Raw genomic sequence first — 17,632 nt, forward strand, 5'->3', positions numbered from 1 at the left:
GCCTGAATGGCTGGTATACAGCTCCCGTTACGGTGACGTTATCAGCCAACTCGGCCAACGGGAATGTGCAGTACAGCCTGGACGGCGGAAGCAGCTGGAGCGTTTATGACTCACATGTTGCCTTGAGCCAGGAAGGGCCGAACCAAATGCTTTATCGACCGGTTACGGTGACCGATTCGGTTTATCCGAAAACGGTGAATGTCAAGATCGATCTGACTACACCGCAAGTCACGATTGCCGGTGAAGCTTCGTATACAATTGATCAGACGGTCAGCATCACGTGCAGCGCGGTTGATACCGTATCCGGCGTGACCTACTCGCCGTGCGATGCGCCGCTTGTGAATGTCAAAGCGTATACGCTTGATCCGGGCCCTCATAAGGTGACGGCGGAAGTGGAAGATGCTTCGGGACATCACGGATCGGCTGAACATTCGTACAGTGTAGTGGCGACTTTCGACAGCCTTTCTGCGCTGACCGGTACTTTCGCGGCCGAAACCGGTGCTGCAGGTGCCGATCAAGTTGCAGCTTCGCTGCAGCAGCAGCTGGAAACGGCTAAAGCGAGAGCGGCAGAAAGAAAAGGCGCGGAAGCCCGCAAACTGCTGCAAGCGTACATTACGGAAGTGAACAAACAAATCGGTAAAGGGTTCACGGCCGAGCAGGCGGCAGTGCTTATCCGCTGGGCACAGTGGCTGTACGATGTGACGCCGCTAGCGTCGGGAGCACCGGGTAAACCGGTCCTTTCCGACAACAACGGACATGACACGGGACTGAAGGACGGCAGCTATACCGTCACCATGAACCTGTGGTGGGGGAACAATGGCACCGAGTTCAAGCTGTACGAGAACGGCAAGCTGGTCACTACGCAGAACTTGACGGATAACTCGCCGGAGGCCCAAACCGTGAAAATCGATATCACGGGTAAAGCGAACGGTACGTATACGTACACCTGCGAACTGACGAACGTCTTCGGCACAACAGCATGTGACCCGCTTGTCGTCACCGTCACCGACGCTGCACCGGGCAAACCGGTATTGTCCCATAACAACTGGGACGGCGACGGGAATTACGATGTTACGATGAACATGTGGTGGGGAATGAACGGCTCCGAATACCGCCTGTACGAGAATGACGAATTGATTGACACGAAGACGCTGAGCGTTGCGACGCCGAAAGCTCAGAAGGCGGTAACGAATATTTCCAGCAGGGCGCCGGGCGTATACGAGTACCGCGCCGTACTGGTCAATGCGGCGGGCGAGACGTCCAGCGAGACGATCACCATTACCGTCAAGCAGCAATAAGGTTGATAAGATAATCGGTACAGAAATAGTCGAAGCCCTCAATCTAACCCTGATTCTAAATTGGGGGCTTCTTCTTTTTGAATCCAGATTTCTTTGCCGGTGATAATTCTATCAGACTGCACACTTCTAGACGCTTCCCTAAACGCCCCCCATTTTCGCTTAAAATCACTTCAAATTTATCCTGGTTTTAGTTGCGATGACGTTATCGGTCTCGCCAACGGGGCGTGTAAGCTGATCGCGCGCCATAGCGGCAAAGCGATGGATGTCGATGCCGCCTCTACTGCAGATGGGGCAAGCATACAACAGTGGACGGATACCGGAGGCAGCAACCAACAATGGTATTTGATTAAGCAGTAGCAAGATGCTTAAAGTGTAGAGACTCAAAGTTACATCCGTTTTCTCAATGCTGATAACATCCGCTGCCGGCGAGTGCGAAACGACCGTATGATCGACGGCAGCGGATTCTATCGGATCGGCAAGGGGAATTTCAGCGGAACGCTCTGTTGACGTTTCTCGGTATGGAGGGATGCTAATGAAACGCATGTTCGAGGGTGTTATTTTTGGAGGCAACAAGTTGTTTTGGGATTACAAGCTGAACAATACGAGTCATTATAAAGGATATTATCATTGGCACCAATGCTGTGAAATGTTGTACGTTCATGAAGGTACGGGGCGTGTCGTCGTGGGCGGCGAAACGTTCCCGATCCGCCGGGGTATGCTGTTCTTCTTTCGACCGTATCAACTGCACCATGTCTATGCGAGTGTGAGCCCCGATCAGCCCTATACAAGAACCATATTCCACTTTGATCCTGAGCTTGCACTCGAGCTCTTGCGGCCGTTTGTCAAGCGTCACGCCTTATTTAATGCCTTATGGCGCGGTCATCAAAAAATGCAAGCATTTGATCTGCTCGCGTACGAAGAGGCGGTGGAGCGAAATTACGAATCATATCAACATGCGAGAATAGACGGGAAGGGCGAGGATATCGAGGAGATTGCCATTTTGATTCTCTGCCTGTTGGACAGTATGATCCGCAGTTCCCCCGCCGAGACGCGGCTGTCGTCCGCAATGGTCGAAAGGAATTCGGCAGAGTATGCACGGAAAGCCATGCAGTGGATCGACGAACATTATCAGAAAGCGTTCCACATGGACGATCTCGCCGAAGCCATGTATTTGTCGAAGTTTTATCTATCGAAACTTTTCCATGATGAAACAGGCACCACGCTCAAGGAATACCTTACAGCCAAACGTATGAGGCAAGCTTGCAGATTATTGGAGACGACGGCGAAATCGGTCGAACAGATCGGGGCCGAAGTAGGCGTTTCCAATCCATCTTATTTCGTTCAAGTATTTAAGCAAGAAGTCGGAGTGACACCGCTAAAGTATCGCACCGGATTCATCCAATTGAGGAAAGAGAGAGCAGATATGCGATGAATCAACGCAAAAAATAAACATTTTTCCACATCGTTTTGCCATTATTGCGTACAAGGTACAGGTATAATATGGAACAACAAAGGATGCAAGTCGTTTGTTTACACGCGAGAAAGAGTGTCGGGAGGTGAGTTCAATGGCATGAGATGAAAGCGGTTTCGACAGCTGGCATCCAGTTTCGTTCACAAGGAGGGACCTTGACAGTACAGTGAGTTGAATGCGTCTTCATAGCCGATCTTTATTTGAGGATACTTAGGGAGGGCAAACGTTACATGCAAAGTCGTTTCAAGAACATTTTGATGAGCCAGTTGAGGATAAGATCGAGACAAGCCAGGTACGTCTTGGCCGGTGTCTTGAGTATCGTATTGATTTTTCAGTCATTCGGACCGATGATGGAAACGTCGGCGCAAGCGGCGGAGGATGCGTCCGCGAGCGGTTATTTGGATAAGATCGTTTTCGGCAACGAGGAGTCTGAAAGCGCTCACAAATTTACAGGAGAATTTACATCCGCCATCACGGGACTCTTCGGAGAGCCTGCCCGGGTTTCGAATCCGAGGATTCCGGTCCAAGGACAGGGCGGAGATTTGACGTTCACGATGAAGGTCGACCCGTATTTGCGCAATTACATCACCGTGAAATTTTCGGGTGAAGAAAGTTCTTCCACCAGCATGGTCAATATTAACGGTGAGCAAATCGGATATATCAGATATGGGGACTATGAAGCGATTAGTAGAGGCTGGACGCTGCCGAACCGTTTTTTTTACAATACGATTATGCTTCCGCTCGAATCGACGGTCGGGAAGGAAACGGTCGAGATCACGATTAAGTCGTTTAATCCGTCGGGGGATATGACGACCGATTCAAGGGGCTATTATAATATCTACACGCATACGCAAGCATATATTAACGTGGACGGAGAGAAACAGGGCTATAAGCTGGGGTCCGAACAGACTCCGGATACGATGCTCACGCCGGATCTGACGGATGAGGAGAAGCAGGCTCTGATTGACGGCTACATGCAAGGCCATATCAGCTTTTTCAACGGATTATCGAATAAAGTGGATGAAAGCGCAGGCGGCAAGATGTCGATCGTCCGCTATCAGGATGAGCTGATGTTTTACGCCAACGTGTTGAAGTACGATTGGTCTCCGGCGAAGACGCCGGAAGAGAAAAGAATGGCACTTCAACGCATTTTCAAAACGATCGACAACCATGTCAAAGATTATTATGGCAATACGAGACTGGTGCTGCGCGGCGGACACCAGGGCGACTGGGGCGGCTACTACGGAGCGCTCGGCGAAGCACTGTACATCGTCGAGAACCTGATCAAGGACGACACGATATACGGGGAAGAGGCGTGGGGCGCATTTCTGGACGAACCGTTCGTCACCGGAACGACCGAAGGCGAGTTCACTCTGGCGGGCGTGGACTGGAACGGCGGCGAGCTGACGCGCCGCGAAGCGTGGGAACGCGTGCTGAAGGCGAACTTCGACTTTGGCCGTACACGGCTTTCTTATATCTATAACCAGGTGTACTATACGTACGTAGGCGCATGGGAAGCTCACGAAGGGTTGCGTTTGATCGGCTCAAGCTTCTACGAAGGCAAAGAGCGCAGCAATCAAATCCTGCTGGAATCATTAGGGATCAGGCCCTTCTTGGGAGAAGAGGTGCTGGTTGGTCCGAACGGCGAAGAACTGGATCTATATCATTCCCTGTTCCATCATGACGGGCAGGCGCATTTCACGGACGATTTTATCCATATTGTCGGCAAAGGGCTCGCGGGGAGCAAGCTCGACGCGGAAGGCAACGTTGTTAGAAGACTGCCATACGGCAAGCATTATACCGGCTTGACGGAGGCGGGACTGACAAGGGAAAACGGTTATGTCGCCAACTACGGTGAGGCCGCCAACTATCTTGTGACTTATTACTATAAAACGTTGAACCACGCCGGCGACGAGGAAATGAACGACGAAATTTTGAAGGCGGCATTGAAATCGGTCCACGCCCGCGGATTTATCCGTTACCAGTCACTAACCAATGACGGAAAAAGAATCATGAGAGCGGAGCAAGTCACGGACGAGCGAAACCAGACGATATCTGGGCTCCCCATGTATGGCGCGAGAGTGGGCTTTGGAATGGGGATGCAGTTTGCATCCTTGGAAATGGCAATGGCCCAGAACGAGCAAAAATACAGCGGTCCGGAATGGGACGAGTACTGGCAGTACGCGAGAGAAGCGGTCGGTTTCGTGCAGCAGCAGCTTGCGGATCACCAGCTGTTGCATGTGAAAGACTTCGGAAATCGAGGTTCGATGAGCGGACCGGATTTCCGCTTGGCGGAAACCTATCGATACGTGACTTCCGATCGGGCCAATTACAGCCGGGTTGGCGGCAATGTCATGGCCGGGGTTGTCCTTCCCCATTCGGATTTCGATTATTACAAGCCGGAAGAAATTGCCGCGCTCGGCGTCCATCCGGGCGACTACGAGCAGCTTGCATGGGCGGATATCGACAATATGTACGTGTCGGTAAGAGACGGCGATTTCAAAATGTTCGGCTCGCTGTTTTACCGAAATCGAGGGATGGCAAGCAACGGCCGGCTTCGTGTGATGAATGACAGGTACGACCATATCGTTCAGATCGCTACGAACAACAAGTTCCGGTATGAAGATTATTATTTGCGGGCGCCCTACATCGATTGGGATTTTCAGACCGATAGGGTAACGAATTGGAGCGGAGCGCCGCAGGCGCTGGCAGGGGAAGCTGCGCCTATTTCTTATCAGCCGGGCGTTGGGACGGTCAACCGTGATAATTTCGAAGCGGACACTCCTTATTCCGGTTATCCGGAATTGTCGACGTCGCGGTACGGCAAATATTTTATGATTTTCAACACGACTCGCGATGAATACGGCAATAAACAGACGTTTGACCTTGAATTACCGGCCGACTTTACCGGAACCGAGGTTCTCGATCTCGTGTCGGGGACGAACGTTCCGGTCGTGAACGGCAAAGTGACCATTGCGCCCAAAACCGCGATGGTGCTGAAATTAACGTCAGATTTGGAGCATGCTCCGAAGCCGTTCCACGTCGACTTCGTCCATGCGCTTGCCGGCAACGGCTACGTGGGTATCTCCTGGAAAACGACCTCAGGCGGGCAATCCTACACGATAAAGCGTTCGGAAACGGAAGACGGCCATTATGAGACGATCGCAACAGGTGTAACGGGCAACTATTATAAAGATCGGGAGGTTCAAAACGGAAAACTTTACTACTACAAAGTCTCCGCTGTGAACGAGTACGGCGCGGGCCTAGATTCGTACCGTGCGAAAGCTGATTTGACGGCGCCTGTGTCCGGCGCTGCCGATACGGCTTGGCGCGATGACCGTATCGGAGGAACGTCAGGCAGCGCCGTGATCGACGGTTCGTCTATTGCGATCGACGCTGCGGGCGGAACCGGTTTCGGCGAAGGCGACGATTACAATATTTTCAAGCGGGATATAAACGATTCGCTGCACTTTGTAAGCCGGGTCGCGGCCGGCAACAGCTCGATCAGCGCGAAGATCGACAGCGCGTCGGGAGAAGCGAGCGGCATCATGATGCGCGATCGGCTCACGGCCGACCAATCTCGTTATATTTATTTCGGCGCGGACGAGAACGGCAGCCTTGTGCTGCAAGACCGTACGCGGATCTCCATCGTACAGTGGTCGGGTGAGGTGGAAAGTCCGAAGAAAGCGAAAATTGAAGGCTACACAGCGGCAGAGTATCCGTACGTCAAGCTGATGCGCGATCATGATTCGCAGACCGTGTACGCTTATCTTTCCAAGGACGGAACGAACTGGAAGTATGTAACCAAGATGCCAACATTGCTGCCTTATGCGTACTATACCGGAGTTGCCGCATCCGATCAGGCGTTGTTCAGTGAAGTCACGATAACGGAATCGCCGCAAGGGAGCTTGACTCCGTTTGTGGACAAAGTGCAGGATCAAGCGACGGTATACTGGAATAAACCGAAGCAAGCGTCCTGGTTCAATGTGTATCGCACAACGGATGAAGCGGCGGCTCAGACCGATCCGGTATTCAAAGCAGGCACAACCGACCTGGAAGACGGCTCCACTTGGGAGGAAGCGCTCGCCGGTACGAGATCGACTTCATTCCAGGAATCCAGCTTGCGATACGGCAGCGTGCATTACAAGGTGTTAGCCGTACACGGAGACGGCTCCTTGCAATCGTTCTCGGCCACTGTATCCGCTAATGCGGATCCGATTGAAGTCGTGATGCGGTATGCGGAGAACTTACCGGCTTCAGAGTATACGAAGGCCAGCTATTACCTGTTCCGCAAGGAGCTGGACCGCATCAAAGCGGAAATGGTGATGCCTGAAGCGGACGAGGAAACGTTGATTAACCAAATCTACGATGCGAAGAAACTGCTCGTTTCCGTTCGGACCCTTCTGACAAAAGTGAAGATGGATCCATCGATGGCCAGAGCTTCGGAAAAATTTTGGCAAAATAATAATATTTCCGAAGAAGAGAACGCTTGGTATTTGTTCGATGAAAATCCCGGCACCATCGCCCACACCAGATCTGTTGTGAGCTGGGTGGATGTCGACTTTGGCGCAGGAAATGAAAAAGTGATCGACACGTTCCGCTACCTTCCGAGAAGCTCACATGTTAGCCGCGTCAACGGGACCGTCTTTAAAGGCTCGAATGACGGCGTGAATTGGACGGATCTATACAAGATTCCGAATACTTCGAGTTATCAATGGTATTCCGCAATTAACCCGGATAGTGCGCCGTACCGTTATATTCGTATCTACGACGATCATAACGGATTCGTGAACTTTGAAGAAATCGAATTCCTTGAAATCGGCGTTGACAAGACGCTTCTCACGCTTCTGCTGGATGAAGCCGCTTCTTCCGTCGCTGATTATTACACGGCGGAAAGTTACGAAGCTTTGCAAACGGCTGTTGCGAATGCGAATGCGGTTGCGTCCGGCGCCGATTCGAGTGAGGAGGATGTGGATGCGGCATCCGCGAGCCTGCTTGCGGCACTCGAAGGGCTGCAGTGGAAAGACATCACCGCATCCGTGAATCCTGCGGCGCCGAACGGCAAGGACGGATGGTATACGTCTCCGGTCACGGTAACGCTGTCTCCTGCGGAAAACGCGGAATACAGTCTGGACGGTGGAAACACCTGGTCAGCTTACAGTGAGCCTCTGATTCTGGATCAAGAGGGAACGCATCAGGTTCAATACCGCCGTTCCGTGGATACGGAAGAAACGAGTTCGCTGGAGGTCAAAGTCGATCTGACCGCTCCCCGGCTAACACTCACTGGTGATACGCACTTTATGATCGATCAGGACATCTTGATTACCTGCAGCGCAGCCGACACCGTGTCGGGCGTAACGTATTCGCCTTGCCATGCACCGCTGCTTCAGACCAAGGCGTACACGCTGGAGCCCGGACAGCATGCGGTAACAGTGACAGCGGAGGACACGGCCGGCCATCAAACGACGGCTGCCCATACGTATACGGTGACGGTCACGTTTGACAGCTTGAAAATCGTGACGAACGATTTCATGCAGGAAACGGGCGGCAACTCATGGCAGACGGTGGCCAAATCGCTGAACCAAAAGCTCGATCAGGCCAAAAACGCAGCTGCGACCGGCAAGATTGACGCGGCAAGAAGCATGATGGCCGACTATATCAAGCAAGTGACGGACCAAACCGGGAAATACTTCACGAATGAACAAGCGGACATTCTTATCCGGTGGGCCCGTATCGTGATCTAGTCAAAGATAACTGTATTATTGGAAGGAAGGCTGACGGAGTAATAGGAACGTGCGGCCTTCCACTTTTCCAGTTTTTTTCATTCGTTTGAAGGAGGATGATATTGTGGTTTTTTTTAAGCTGAGAAGTCGTTTTCCCAGGGTTCTCTCTGGAATTCTGTGTTTTACATTAGCGTTGGCAAGCTTTATCGTGATTGGAAGAAGCGAGACAGCGGAAGCGGCGATTTCGCCGCTGATTACTTCTTATAAGCCGCAGGTAGTAAGTACGTCTGCAAATTTGTCCTATACCAATTCCTCAGGGAATACGGTAACGGGAACCATTCACCATCCCGGCATTGCAATGAGTCAGACGGACTTGGACAACATGCGCGATCACGTAAGAGCGGGGGATGAGCCTTGGAATACGGCGTTTAATGCCTTTGCCGCCGACTCCCAATCCAGTAAATCCCCAAGAATCTATTATGAAAACGTTTATATATTCAAGCACATTCAAGGTCCTTGGAGGTTTACTGACCCCGAGACAGGTAAAATTTACGATAATCCCGCCGAATATGTAGGAGCGCGTGCCAATACCGATTCTGAAACCGCTTTCATGCAGGCGGTTATGTGGTATATAACCGGCGATGAAACGTATCGCTCCAATGCCATGAAAATCATCAGGAGTTATTCTGCCGCAGAGGACTGCGTTACCCATACGAACTTCCGCTTTGCTACGATGAGTTATCTTCTCTCGGCAGCAGCGGAAATCTTGCGTTATTCCGATACGCCTACGGCGAGTCTGAAATGGACGGATGCGGATACAGCGAATCTTATCCATCTCATGAACATCGTTTCCGTCACTTATAACGCTCATACTTTTTTTATGAATCAGCATCAGTTCACGGTGATGGGAACGATGGGAAGAGCTATCTTCACCAATAATCTGCAGCTTTACGATGAGGCTGTAGAAGCTGCGACCGTGAATGCCGCAGGCGATCTAGGGGGAAGAAACGGGTCTATTAAGCATCAGATGCGGTGGATGACGACAAATGAGAGGACAGGAGAAGCATTAAATCCGTCGGACTACCATGTGCAGGCCATTGAAATGGGGCGCGATGTGGGGCATTCTTACGCCAATGTCGCCGGGCTGTCTACATTGGCCCAGACCATCTATGCCCAAGGCACGAAGGTTGACCCGGTAACCGGAGCGAGGTCTGCGGCTTCCAATGCGGTGAATGTGTTCAACTTCCTGGACGACCGGCTGCTGGCAGGAACCACTTATCTGCTCAAGTATCATCTGGGTTACGATGTGTTATGGACGCCTGCACGCGCAAACCAAAGCAGTACGATTCAATATTTTGATACGATCAACGCAGGCGGCAGAGGCAGAATCGATGCTTTCTACAGTGTTTTATATAACTATTACAAATATATCGAAAATCGGGATATGACCCAGGAAAAATACAAATACCTGACCTATGCCTACGAAACGAGAATGCCTGAGGTTGCGTTTAAGGATTATCCGCTTTTCATGCTGCTGTACACGCCCGATGCGGCAAAGACGGTCGGCTTGAGCAACAAGATCACATTGGGCTCGATTACGGGATTGACGGCAACGGCGGCGGGTGCGAATACGGTCTACGTAAGCTGGGCGGGTGTGCCGAATGCGCTGGGGTATAACATCTACCGGTCTACAGATCCGAATGGCACCTTTACTAAGATTAGCAGCGCCCCCACTGCAGCGACATTATATCGCGATACAAGCTTGACTCCCGATACGACCTACTATTATCAGGTAGAGGTAGCCGGAGGATCGAAATCCTCCGTCGTATCTGCAACGACGGGAGGAACTTCGGGGACTGCGTCGGTCAGATTCAAAAACGCCGGCACCGGCGTGTATATGGATGGGATAGGCCGTACGACCAATGGCTCCGCTGCCGGACAATGGAGCTCCAGTACCAGCAATAATCAGCGATGGATTGAGGAAACGAACGGGAGCTATGTGCGATTTAAGAATGTCGCAACCGGACTATACCTGGACGGCATGGGCCTCACGACCAACGGCTCGACTGCCGGACAATGGAGCTCCAGCACCAGCTCAAATCAGCAATGGTCCGTCTCGATCGACGGCAACAATATGCGGATCCGAAACCGCGCTTCGGGGTTATATCTGGACGGGATGGGCCGCACGACCAACGGGGCGGACCTGGGCCAATATGGAGGAGGCAGCAGCGCCAACCAAAGATGGCAGGTCGTAAACTAACATGAAAACATGCAGTCCGACCTCGTCATGAGGCGGGCTGCATGTTTGCTATTCGCTTGTTCATCCGTTTCAAACCGGAGTTCTTTGCTTTTCTAGAACCACTCGATGCATATGTACCGAGGGTCAGTACAGTCATCCGATTAACGGGAGAAAAAGGGCGTGTACTATAATCAGAGTTCTCCGAAGGAATGGAACCTGCCCAGCTTGTTATCCATGTTATTAAATGAAGGAAGGCTCGAGGAAAATTTTTGCAAATGATCAAGCCGGGCGGCGGCAGTCAAATCTTTACACCAATAGGTAAATCAAAGTCCCCGTGCGGGTTATACCGCCGGGGACTTTGATTTAGCGATTTTCCTTTATTTTTATAGAAGATTAGATAAAAAAACAGAAAATCAGACAACTTTTATTTGCTACAATAGAGAAACAACCATATCGGAGGGAAGGCTATGTATCATATACTGGTGGCTGAAGACGAGCCTTGGATCCGAAACTCCGTCGTCGAGATGGTGAATCGGATCGGAGAAGGAACGATCACCGTGTCGGAAGCGACGAATGGGGAAGAAGCTTGGGCATTGATTCAGGAGTTATGGCCGACCGTACTGATTACGGACATCATGATGCCGAAGATGGACGGTCTGTCGCTGATCCAAAAGATCCACGAGCATGACATTCCGATGATGTACATCATCATAAGCGGTTACGATAATTTCCAATATGCGCAGAAAGCCATTCACTACGGAGTCACCGAATATTTGCTGAAGCCGGTGGATATGGATCAGCTTCGGGAGGCGCTGGGCAGATCGGAACAACGCATGGGGAATCTGAAAGAAATCAGCTCCTATATGTCCAGATTCCAACAGCTTGTGGACGCGATCGGTGAGAATGCCCCTCAGACAATTAATCGAAAAATGTCGGATCTCATCGACTCCGTCTTGAAGCTCAAATACATCAATCCTCCCGTTAGAAGGAATTTGCTTCGCATCTTCGAATGGAAGATCAGCGGCATGGTGAAGGAATTATCGCCGGGACAGTTTGTCCCGGCGATTCCGGCCGATGCGGATGACGGGGCTATACTTCGCTATTTCAACCAATTGGCCGATGTTCTGATTATGCATGTTGCGGAGCAGAGCAAATCGAATACCAATCATATCATCAAACGGGTATGCGATTTCATCCATACTCATTATAAGAAGGATATTTCGTTAACGGAAATGGCTCAGTATGCCAATATGAGTATTTCATATTTCAGCGCATGGTTCAAAAAATGCACCGGACGTACCCTGGTCCAGTATATTCAGGAAGTGAGAATTGAAAAGGCGAAGGAGCTTCTGCTCGAGACGCAGCTGAAAAATTATGAGATTGCCGAACGCGTCGGGTTCGCCACACAGCCTTATTTTACAAGGGTATTTAAAAGCTCGGTAGGCGTTTCCCCCAATATGTTCCGAAAGCGGATGGGCTCATGAATAGGTTCAAACGTTACTTGTACCGGTATTCCATCAAGCAGAAGATGATCGTCGCTTTCCTGACGGTCAGTCTGCTCGGGGTAGCGACAATAGCAATGTCGGCTCATTATTACTACACCAAGGCGACGACCCAGGACTTCTATAATATCGCAAGAAGCTCCTCCGCCAGTCTGAATCACCAAATCGACCGCTATTTCAAACAGTTGATCCAATCCACCTCAGCCGTAATCGCCGGACCTCTCCCTTCGATCGGCGGAGTGTTTCAACCGAACCGGGAGGCTGGGGCGATTCAAGCCTGGTTAACAGGCGACGAGCCTCTGACTTTGTCAAACCGGCTGGTCATCGAGGATGCCCTTCGCCGCTATATCGCCATCAATTACTCCGAAATTGAAAGTCTTGTCCTCTTGAAGGAAAACGGCGAGTCCGTTTCCTCGAACGGACAAGCCAAATACCGCCTCGAGGAACCATGGCTTCGTTTGCCGATAGACGAGAAGACCTCAGTCGTCCCGACTTACGAGTCATATCCTTATCAAATTCCGGTCGTTTCGCTGGTGATCCCGGTGCACAGCACAGAGAACATGCGTGTTGTCGGCCGGCTGGTCATCAACTTGTCCTTGTCCGAGATAAACGAGATTATGGGCAAAACGTCGATCGGCAAAACCGGCAGGTTTATCATTGTTTCATCCTCTGATACGATCGTGTATGACCCTGATTCGAGCCTTCTCGGCAAGCCGCTCTCGGAGACGCCTCTTGACGATTTTCATTTGGCCGTTCCCGATACTTTACAAAAGGTAGGGAACATGGATTATTTAATCACATTCACCGAATCGGACTTCACGGAGTGGCGAATCCTTGCTGTCGTTCCATTGCAGGAAATGGCAACCGGATTGGATGTAGCGACCAAATCGCTGCTGATCGTGCTGCTCGTCATGTTTTTGTTTGTCATTCTTGTCGTACCGTTCTTGTCCAAGCTGTTGATGGAGCCTGCGATCCGCTTGAAGAAAGTGATGCATGAAGTGGAGAGGGGCAATTTGGCCGTCCAGGTCGACTATCATCCCGGCAAAGATGAGCTGCAGAGCTTGAACCGCAGCTTCGGCAAAATGATCGGACAGCTGAACAACTTGATCGATGACGTATACCGTTATCAATTGCGGCAGATGCAGCTGGAGGTGCAGCAGAAGGATGCGATGATCAAAGCGCTGCAAGGGCAGATTAATCCGCATTTTTTATATAATACACTGGACATCATTCGGAGCATCGCTTTTCTGGAGGAGGTACCCCGGATCGTGAAGATTGCCGGCAATCTGGCTTCTTTCTTCCGTTACACAGCCAAATTAGATCCTCTGGAAGTGACGCTTCGCGAGGAGATCGAGCATCTGAGCAAGTATTTGGAGATTATAGATATTCGTTTTATGCAAAATTTTCAAAGCAATGTCTGCGTGAACGAGAAATTCATGTCGGCGCGCCTGGTGAAGCTGTCCCTGCAGCCAATCGTGGAGAACGCGGTGAAATATGCAGTAGAGCCGAAAAACGGCAATGCGAGTATCATCGTAAACGCTTTCGATGAAGGAGACGATCTCATTCTTGAGGTGGCGGATAATGGTCCCGGAATGTCCGCAGAAAGGCTTGAGGACATTCGGAGTTCTCTCATCCAAGTCGCCGAACGTCAGGGGGCGGACCACTATGCCGCTCGGGAGTCGCTTGGCCTGGCCAATGTGCATGCGCGAATCGTGTTGCAGTATGGAATGCGGTACGGGATCGCCATTGATTCCTTTCAGAGCAGAGGGACGGTCGTCTCCATCCGAATTCCTTATAGAAAAGTAAGATCGGATAACAAATCATAAAATGTTGAAAAAACATAGATGTGCTTCTGAACTACAATTAACTTGAGGCCATTAAGGCCATTCATATCTTACAGGAGGGGTCAAAGAATGAGAAGATGGACAGCGCTTCTTCTTTCGGTGTTTCTGGCAGTGGGCTTACTGGCCGGCTGCGCAGCAAACAACGGAAACAACAATTCCGGAGCAGGCGATAACGGAGGTGCCGCAAACTCGTCGAAAGAAACCGGAGAGGTCATCGACGACGGTTCGGAGAAGCTGACGATCTCCTTTATGCCGGAATCATGGGGCGGCGGAAAGTGGCGGGATGATCATCCAACGATTCAGTATTTAAACGAGAAATTCAACATTGAAATGAAGATTATGTGGACCGACGGTCCGACATACAAGGATAAGCTCAACGTAATGGCCGCATCAGGAAGCTTGCCTGACATGTACAAGGTAACTCCGGATAACTTTGCCAAGTGGCAGAACGAGGGCATTTTCTTGGATTTAGCCCCGCATCTGGATCAGTACCCGAACCTGGCCAAGGCATTCCCGGATGATATGTGGAAGATGTTGAGCCCGCAAGGGAAGATCTACGGGATGCCGTCTTGGGGGCAAGAGGTTCGGGACAGCTATCAAATTCGGGCCGACTGGATCCGTAACGCAGGACTGCCGATGCCGAACGAAGAAACGTTCAATGTGGACGAGTTCTATGAGATCATGAAAGCGTTTGCCCACAACGATCCGGACAAGAACGGCAAGAATGATACTGTCGGGTTCACGACCGACCAGGAACTGGGTGCGAACGCCTCCCAGTTGAGGGCAGCATTCGGATTGGCGAACGATTGGAAATTGGCAGACGGCAAGTTGATGCCTCAATTCGTCCAATCGGCGGAGCAGAAGGGATTCCTCGGCTATCTCCGCAAGATGTATGAGGAAGGAGTCCTGGACCCGGAATTCTACACCAAGAAGGGAGTCAACGTCTATGAGATGTTCCAGGCTAGCAAAGCGGGCATCTTCAACCACCATCCGCTCGGTCTTCGAACCGATAACGAAAAGCTGAAGGCTATCGATCCAAACGCGGAATTGGTACAGCTGGCGCCGCCGATCGGTCCTGACGGATTGCGAGGCAATCCGGCGAACTTGGTCGGAGCCAATAAAATAGTGATCAACGCCAGTATCGACGCCAAGAAGCGGGAGCGTCTCCTGAAGCTCCTTGATTGGTGGGTGACCGACGAAGGCACGAACATTATGAGGAACGGGATCGAGGGCGTTCACTATACGAAAGAGGCTGACGGCACCTATAAAGCAACGGAGTTGAACGAAACCGATCTGCCTCGGATTATGAACAACTGGTTTTTCTGGCGCGCCGATCCCAACTTCTTTGTACACATTTGGACCCCAAAGGAAACCGCCGATTTCGACAGGAAGTTCAATGAGAACAACGCGAAATACCCATGGCGGAACGAGTCGGGCGGGTTAACGATCTATTCGGAAACGTATACGAAGTCATGGAACAACCTCAAGACGGCGTTTACGGAAGCCCAATTGAAAATTATTATCGGAAAAGAGCCTGTGGACAGCATCGATCAAGCGATCGAGGCATGGAGAGCCGGGGGCGGCGATAAAATTATTCAAGAAGTAAACGACGCGTATGCAAAGTCTAAGGGCAACTAAGTAGTAGAATTGCATTATTCATTCTAAGTTTATGATTAAAGCCGGCCATCCGCATCCGGTGCGGCGGTCGGCTTCTGTCATGCGAAAGGCGGGACAGCATGAGACTTTCCGGCGATTCGAGAGCGTCTATGGCTAGAATGCATTATATGAAGCGGGCGTTCCCCATTTTTTTGATGATTCTGCCTGGGCTCTTGTCGATCATACTATTCAAGTATTTGCCGATGTTCGGCGTTTTAATTTCATTTCAGAACTTCAGTCCGTTCCGCGGCGTGTTCGACAGCGAGTGGGTCGGCCTTGATCACTTCATCCGGTTATTCACCGAGCGGCAGTTTTTGACACTGCTCAAAAATACGCTCGTTCTAAACCTGATCGACATATGCTTCTTTTTTCCCGCGCCTATCGTATTTTCCCTCATTCTGAACGAGGTTCGTCTGCGATGGTTCAAGACGACGCTGCAAACCGTCGTATACTTGCCGCATTTTGTATCCATGATCGTCGTCGTCGGGGTTACCGTTGTCTTGTTTTCCGGCGAGTTTGGCGGGTTCAACCAGTTTCTGGAATCGGTCGGTTTACCGAGGTACCGGGGGTTGGGCGATCCGGATCATTTCCGCTGGATATGGCTGTTGCAGAACATTTGGAAAGAGGTAGGATGGAGCGCGATCATCTATTTGGCCGCTCTAGCTTCAATCGACACGACATTGTATGAAGCCGCCGGGATTGACGGGGCGAACCGGTGGAGAAAGATTTGGCACATCACGCTGCCGTCTCTCGTGCCTGTGATTCTCATCCTATTTATCCTCCGTCTCGGAAATTTTATCGATGTCGGCTTCGAGCATGTATTTCTGCTGCAAAACCCGCTCAATCTTGCAGTTTCCGACGTGTTTGACACCTATATTTACAGAGTCGGCGTTCAGCAGGGTGAATTCAGCTACACGACGGCGGTCGGTCTGTTCAAATCGGTCATCGGGCTTGTATTGGTGCTTTCCGCGAACGCCATTGCGAAACGGTCGGGAAAGGAGGGCGTGTACTAATGAATATTCGCCGATTATCCGGCAATGAAAGGTACGTCGATATTTTCGTATACTCGGTTCTTATTGTATGGGGGGCTGCAATCCTATTCCCGCTGCTCTATGTGCTGATGACGTCGTTTGCCACCGAAAATGAATATTTGACCCGAGGCTTCTTCGTTATACCGAGAGAGTGGACGTGGGACGCGTATTTGTACCTGCTCGCGAACGACGGTTTCTCGCAAAGCTTCCTGAACGCCGTCATTATTACTGTCGTAGGAACGGCAATCAGCATATCGGCCACGACACTGATGGCATACGGCTTGTCCAAAAAGTGGTTCAAAGGACGGAGCGCCATCAACTTCATGGTCGTCTTCACGATGCTGTTCTCCGGAGGCATGATTCCGACCTATCTGGTCGTCAATGAGTTCGGGTTGATCAACACGTTTTGGTCCCTTTGGCTTCCGGGGGCGATCGCGCCGTTTTATCTGATCGTCATGCGGAGCTTCTTTTCATCGATCCCGTACGAGCTGGAAGAATCGGCGCGCGTAGATGGCTGCGGGGAATGGAGAATGTTCTTCAGCATTATGCTTCCTCTGTCCAAGGCCTCCATCGCCACCTTCGTGCTATTTTATATGGTCGGCTATTGGAACACCTATTTTTCGGCGCTGATCTATTTAAACGATTCCGACATGTGGCCTCTTCAAGTGTTTCTGCGGCAAATGCTCGTGCTGAATCTGGACATGGAACAAACTGCTTCCTTGTTTCAACAAGAGATCGTATATACTCCGGGTGCGAAAATGGCTGCGATTGTGCTCTCGGCTTTGCCGATGATGATCATATATCCATTCCTACAGAAGCATTTCAATAAAGGCTTTCTGCTCGGTTCGGTGAAGGGCTGACGGTTTAT

General features: G+C 51.0%; 9 protein-coding genes and 1 pseudogene. All 10 read left to right on the forward strand.

Translation table 11 applies throughout. The features are described 5' to 3' along the window. Window positions 1-710 precede the first annotated feature (710 nt). Window positions 711-1,298: pseudogene (locus H581_RS38775) on the forward strand (chitinase N-terminal domain-containing protein); the annotation flags it as partial. A gap of 99 nt (window positions 1,299-1,397) precedes the next feature. After that, a complete protein-coding gene (locus tag H581_RS39235; protein ID WP_028608973.1) occupies window positions 1,398-1,655 on the forward strand; it encodes an RICIN domain-containing protein in 258 nt (85 codons plus the stop codon). A 175-nt stretch (window positions 1,656-1,830) separates the two neighbouring features. Continuing rightward, window positions 1,831-2,730 carry an AraC family transcriptional regulator gene (locus H581_RS0104415; RefSeq protein WP_028608974.1) on the forward strand — a complete coding sequence of 300 codons (900 nt, stop codon included), beginning with the start codon at window positions 1,831-1,833 and terminating at the stop codon, window positions 2,728-2,730. Window positions 2,731-2,999: 269 nt separating this feature from the next. After that, on the forward strand, window positions 3,000-8,513 hold the full coding sequence (locus H581_RS32975; protein WP_051250443.1) for a discoidin domain-containing protein: 5,514 nt from the start codon (window positions 3,000-3,002) through the stop codon (window positions 8,511-8,513). 187 nt (window positions 8,514-8,700) lie between these two features. Then, complete coding sequence (locus tag H581_RS0104425) at window positions 8,701-10,752, forward strand: RICIN domain-containing protein (RefSeq protein WP_156889496.1); 2,052 nt, start codon at window positions 8,701-8,703, stop codon at window positions 10,750-10,752. Window positions 10,753-11,198: 446 nt separating this feature from the next. After that, a complete protein-coding gene (locus H581_RS0104430) occupies window positions 11,199-12,215 on the forward strand; it encodes a response regulator transcription factor (RefSeq protein WP_028608976.1) in 1,017 nt (338 codons plus the stop codon). Then, window positions 12,212-14,059: a cache domain-containing sensor histidine kinase gene (locus H581_RS0104435; protein ID WP_028608977.1), complete on the forward strand. Its 1,848-nt coding sequence runs from the start codon at window positions 12,212-12,214 to the stop codon at window positions 14,057-14,059. The genes H581_RS0104430 and H581_RS0104435 overlap by 4 nt, the downstream gene beginning before the upstream one ends. A gap of 87 nt (window positions 14,060-14,146) precedes the next feature. Next, complete coding sequence (locus H581_RS32980; protein ID WP_051250444.1) at window positions 14,147-15,715, forward strand: extracellular solute-binding protein; 1,569 nt, start codon at window positions 14,147-14,149, stop codon at window positions 15,713-15,715. A gap of 98 nt (window positions 15,716-15,813) precedes the next feature. Beyond that, entirely contained in the window at window positions 15,814-16,746 is a 933-nt protein-coding gene (locus tag H581_RS0104445) for an ABC transporter permease (protein WP_084134460.1), read from the forward strand. Beyond that, window positions 16,746-17,624: a carbohydrate ABC transporter permease gene (locus tag H581_RS0104450; RefSeq protein ID WP_028608979.1), complete on the forward strand. Its 879-nt coding sequence runs from the start codon at window positions 16,746-16,748 to the stop codon at window positions 17,622-17,624. The genes H581_RS0104445 and H581_RS0104450 overlap by 1 nt, the downstream gene beginning before the upstream one ends. Window positions 17,625-17,632: the final 8 nt, after the last annotated feature.

Source organism: Paenibacillus harenae DSM 16969 (assembly GCF_000422465.1).
Taxonomy (GTDB): Bacteria; Bacillota; Bacilli; order Paenibacillales; family Paenibacillaceae; genus Pristimantibacillus; species Pristimantibacillus harenae.

Excerpts from the sequence above, each read along its gene's own strand:
- H581_RS0104415 (WP_028608974.1), top strand. The coding sequence starts at position 1,831 with ATGAAACGCATGTTCGAGGGTGTTATTTTTGGAGGCAACAAGTTGTTT.
- H581_RS32975 (WP_051250443.1), top strand. The coding sequence starts at position 3,000 with ATGCAAAGTCGTTTCAAGAACATTTTGATGAGCCAGTTGAGGATAAGA.
- H581_RS0104430 (WP_028608976.1), top strand. The coding sequence starts at position 11,199 with ATGTATCATATACTGGTGGCTGAAGACGAGCCTTGGATCCGAAACTCC.
- H581_RS0104435 (WP_028608977.1), top strand. The coding sequence starts at position 12,212 with ATGAATAGGTTCAAACGTTACTTGTACCGGTATTCCATCAAGCAGAAG.
- H581_RS32980 (WP_051250444.1), top strand. The coding sequence starts at position 14,147 with ATGAGAAGATGGACAGCGCTTCTTCTTTCGGTGTTTCTGGCAGTGGGC.
- H581_RS0104445 (WP_084134460.1), top strand. The coding sequence starts at position 15,814 with ATGAGACTTTCCGGCGATTCGAGAGCGTCTATGGCTAGAATGCATTAT.
- H581_RS0104450 (WP_028608979.1), top strand. The coding sequence starts at position 16,746 with ATGAATATTCGCCGATTATCCGGCAATGAAAGGTACGTCGATATTTTC.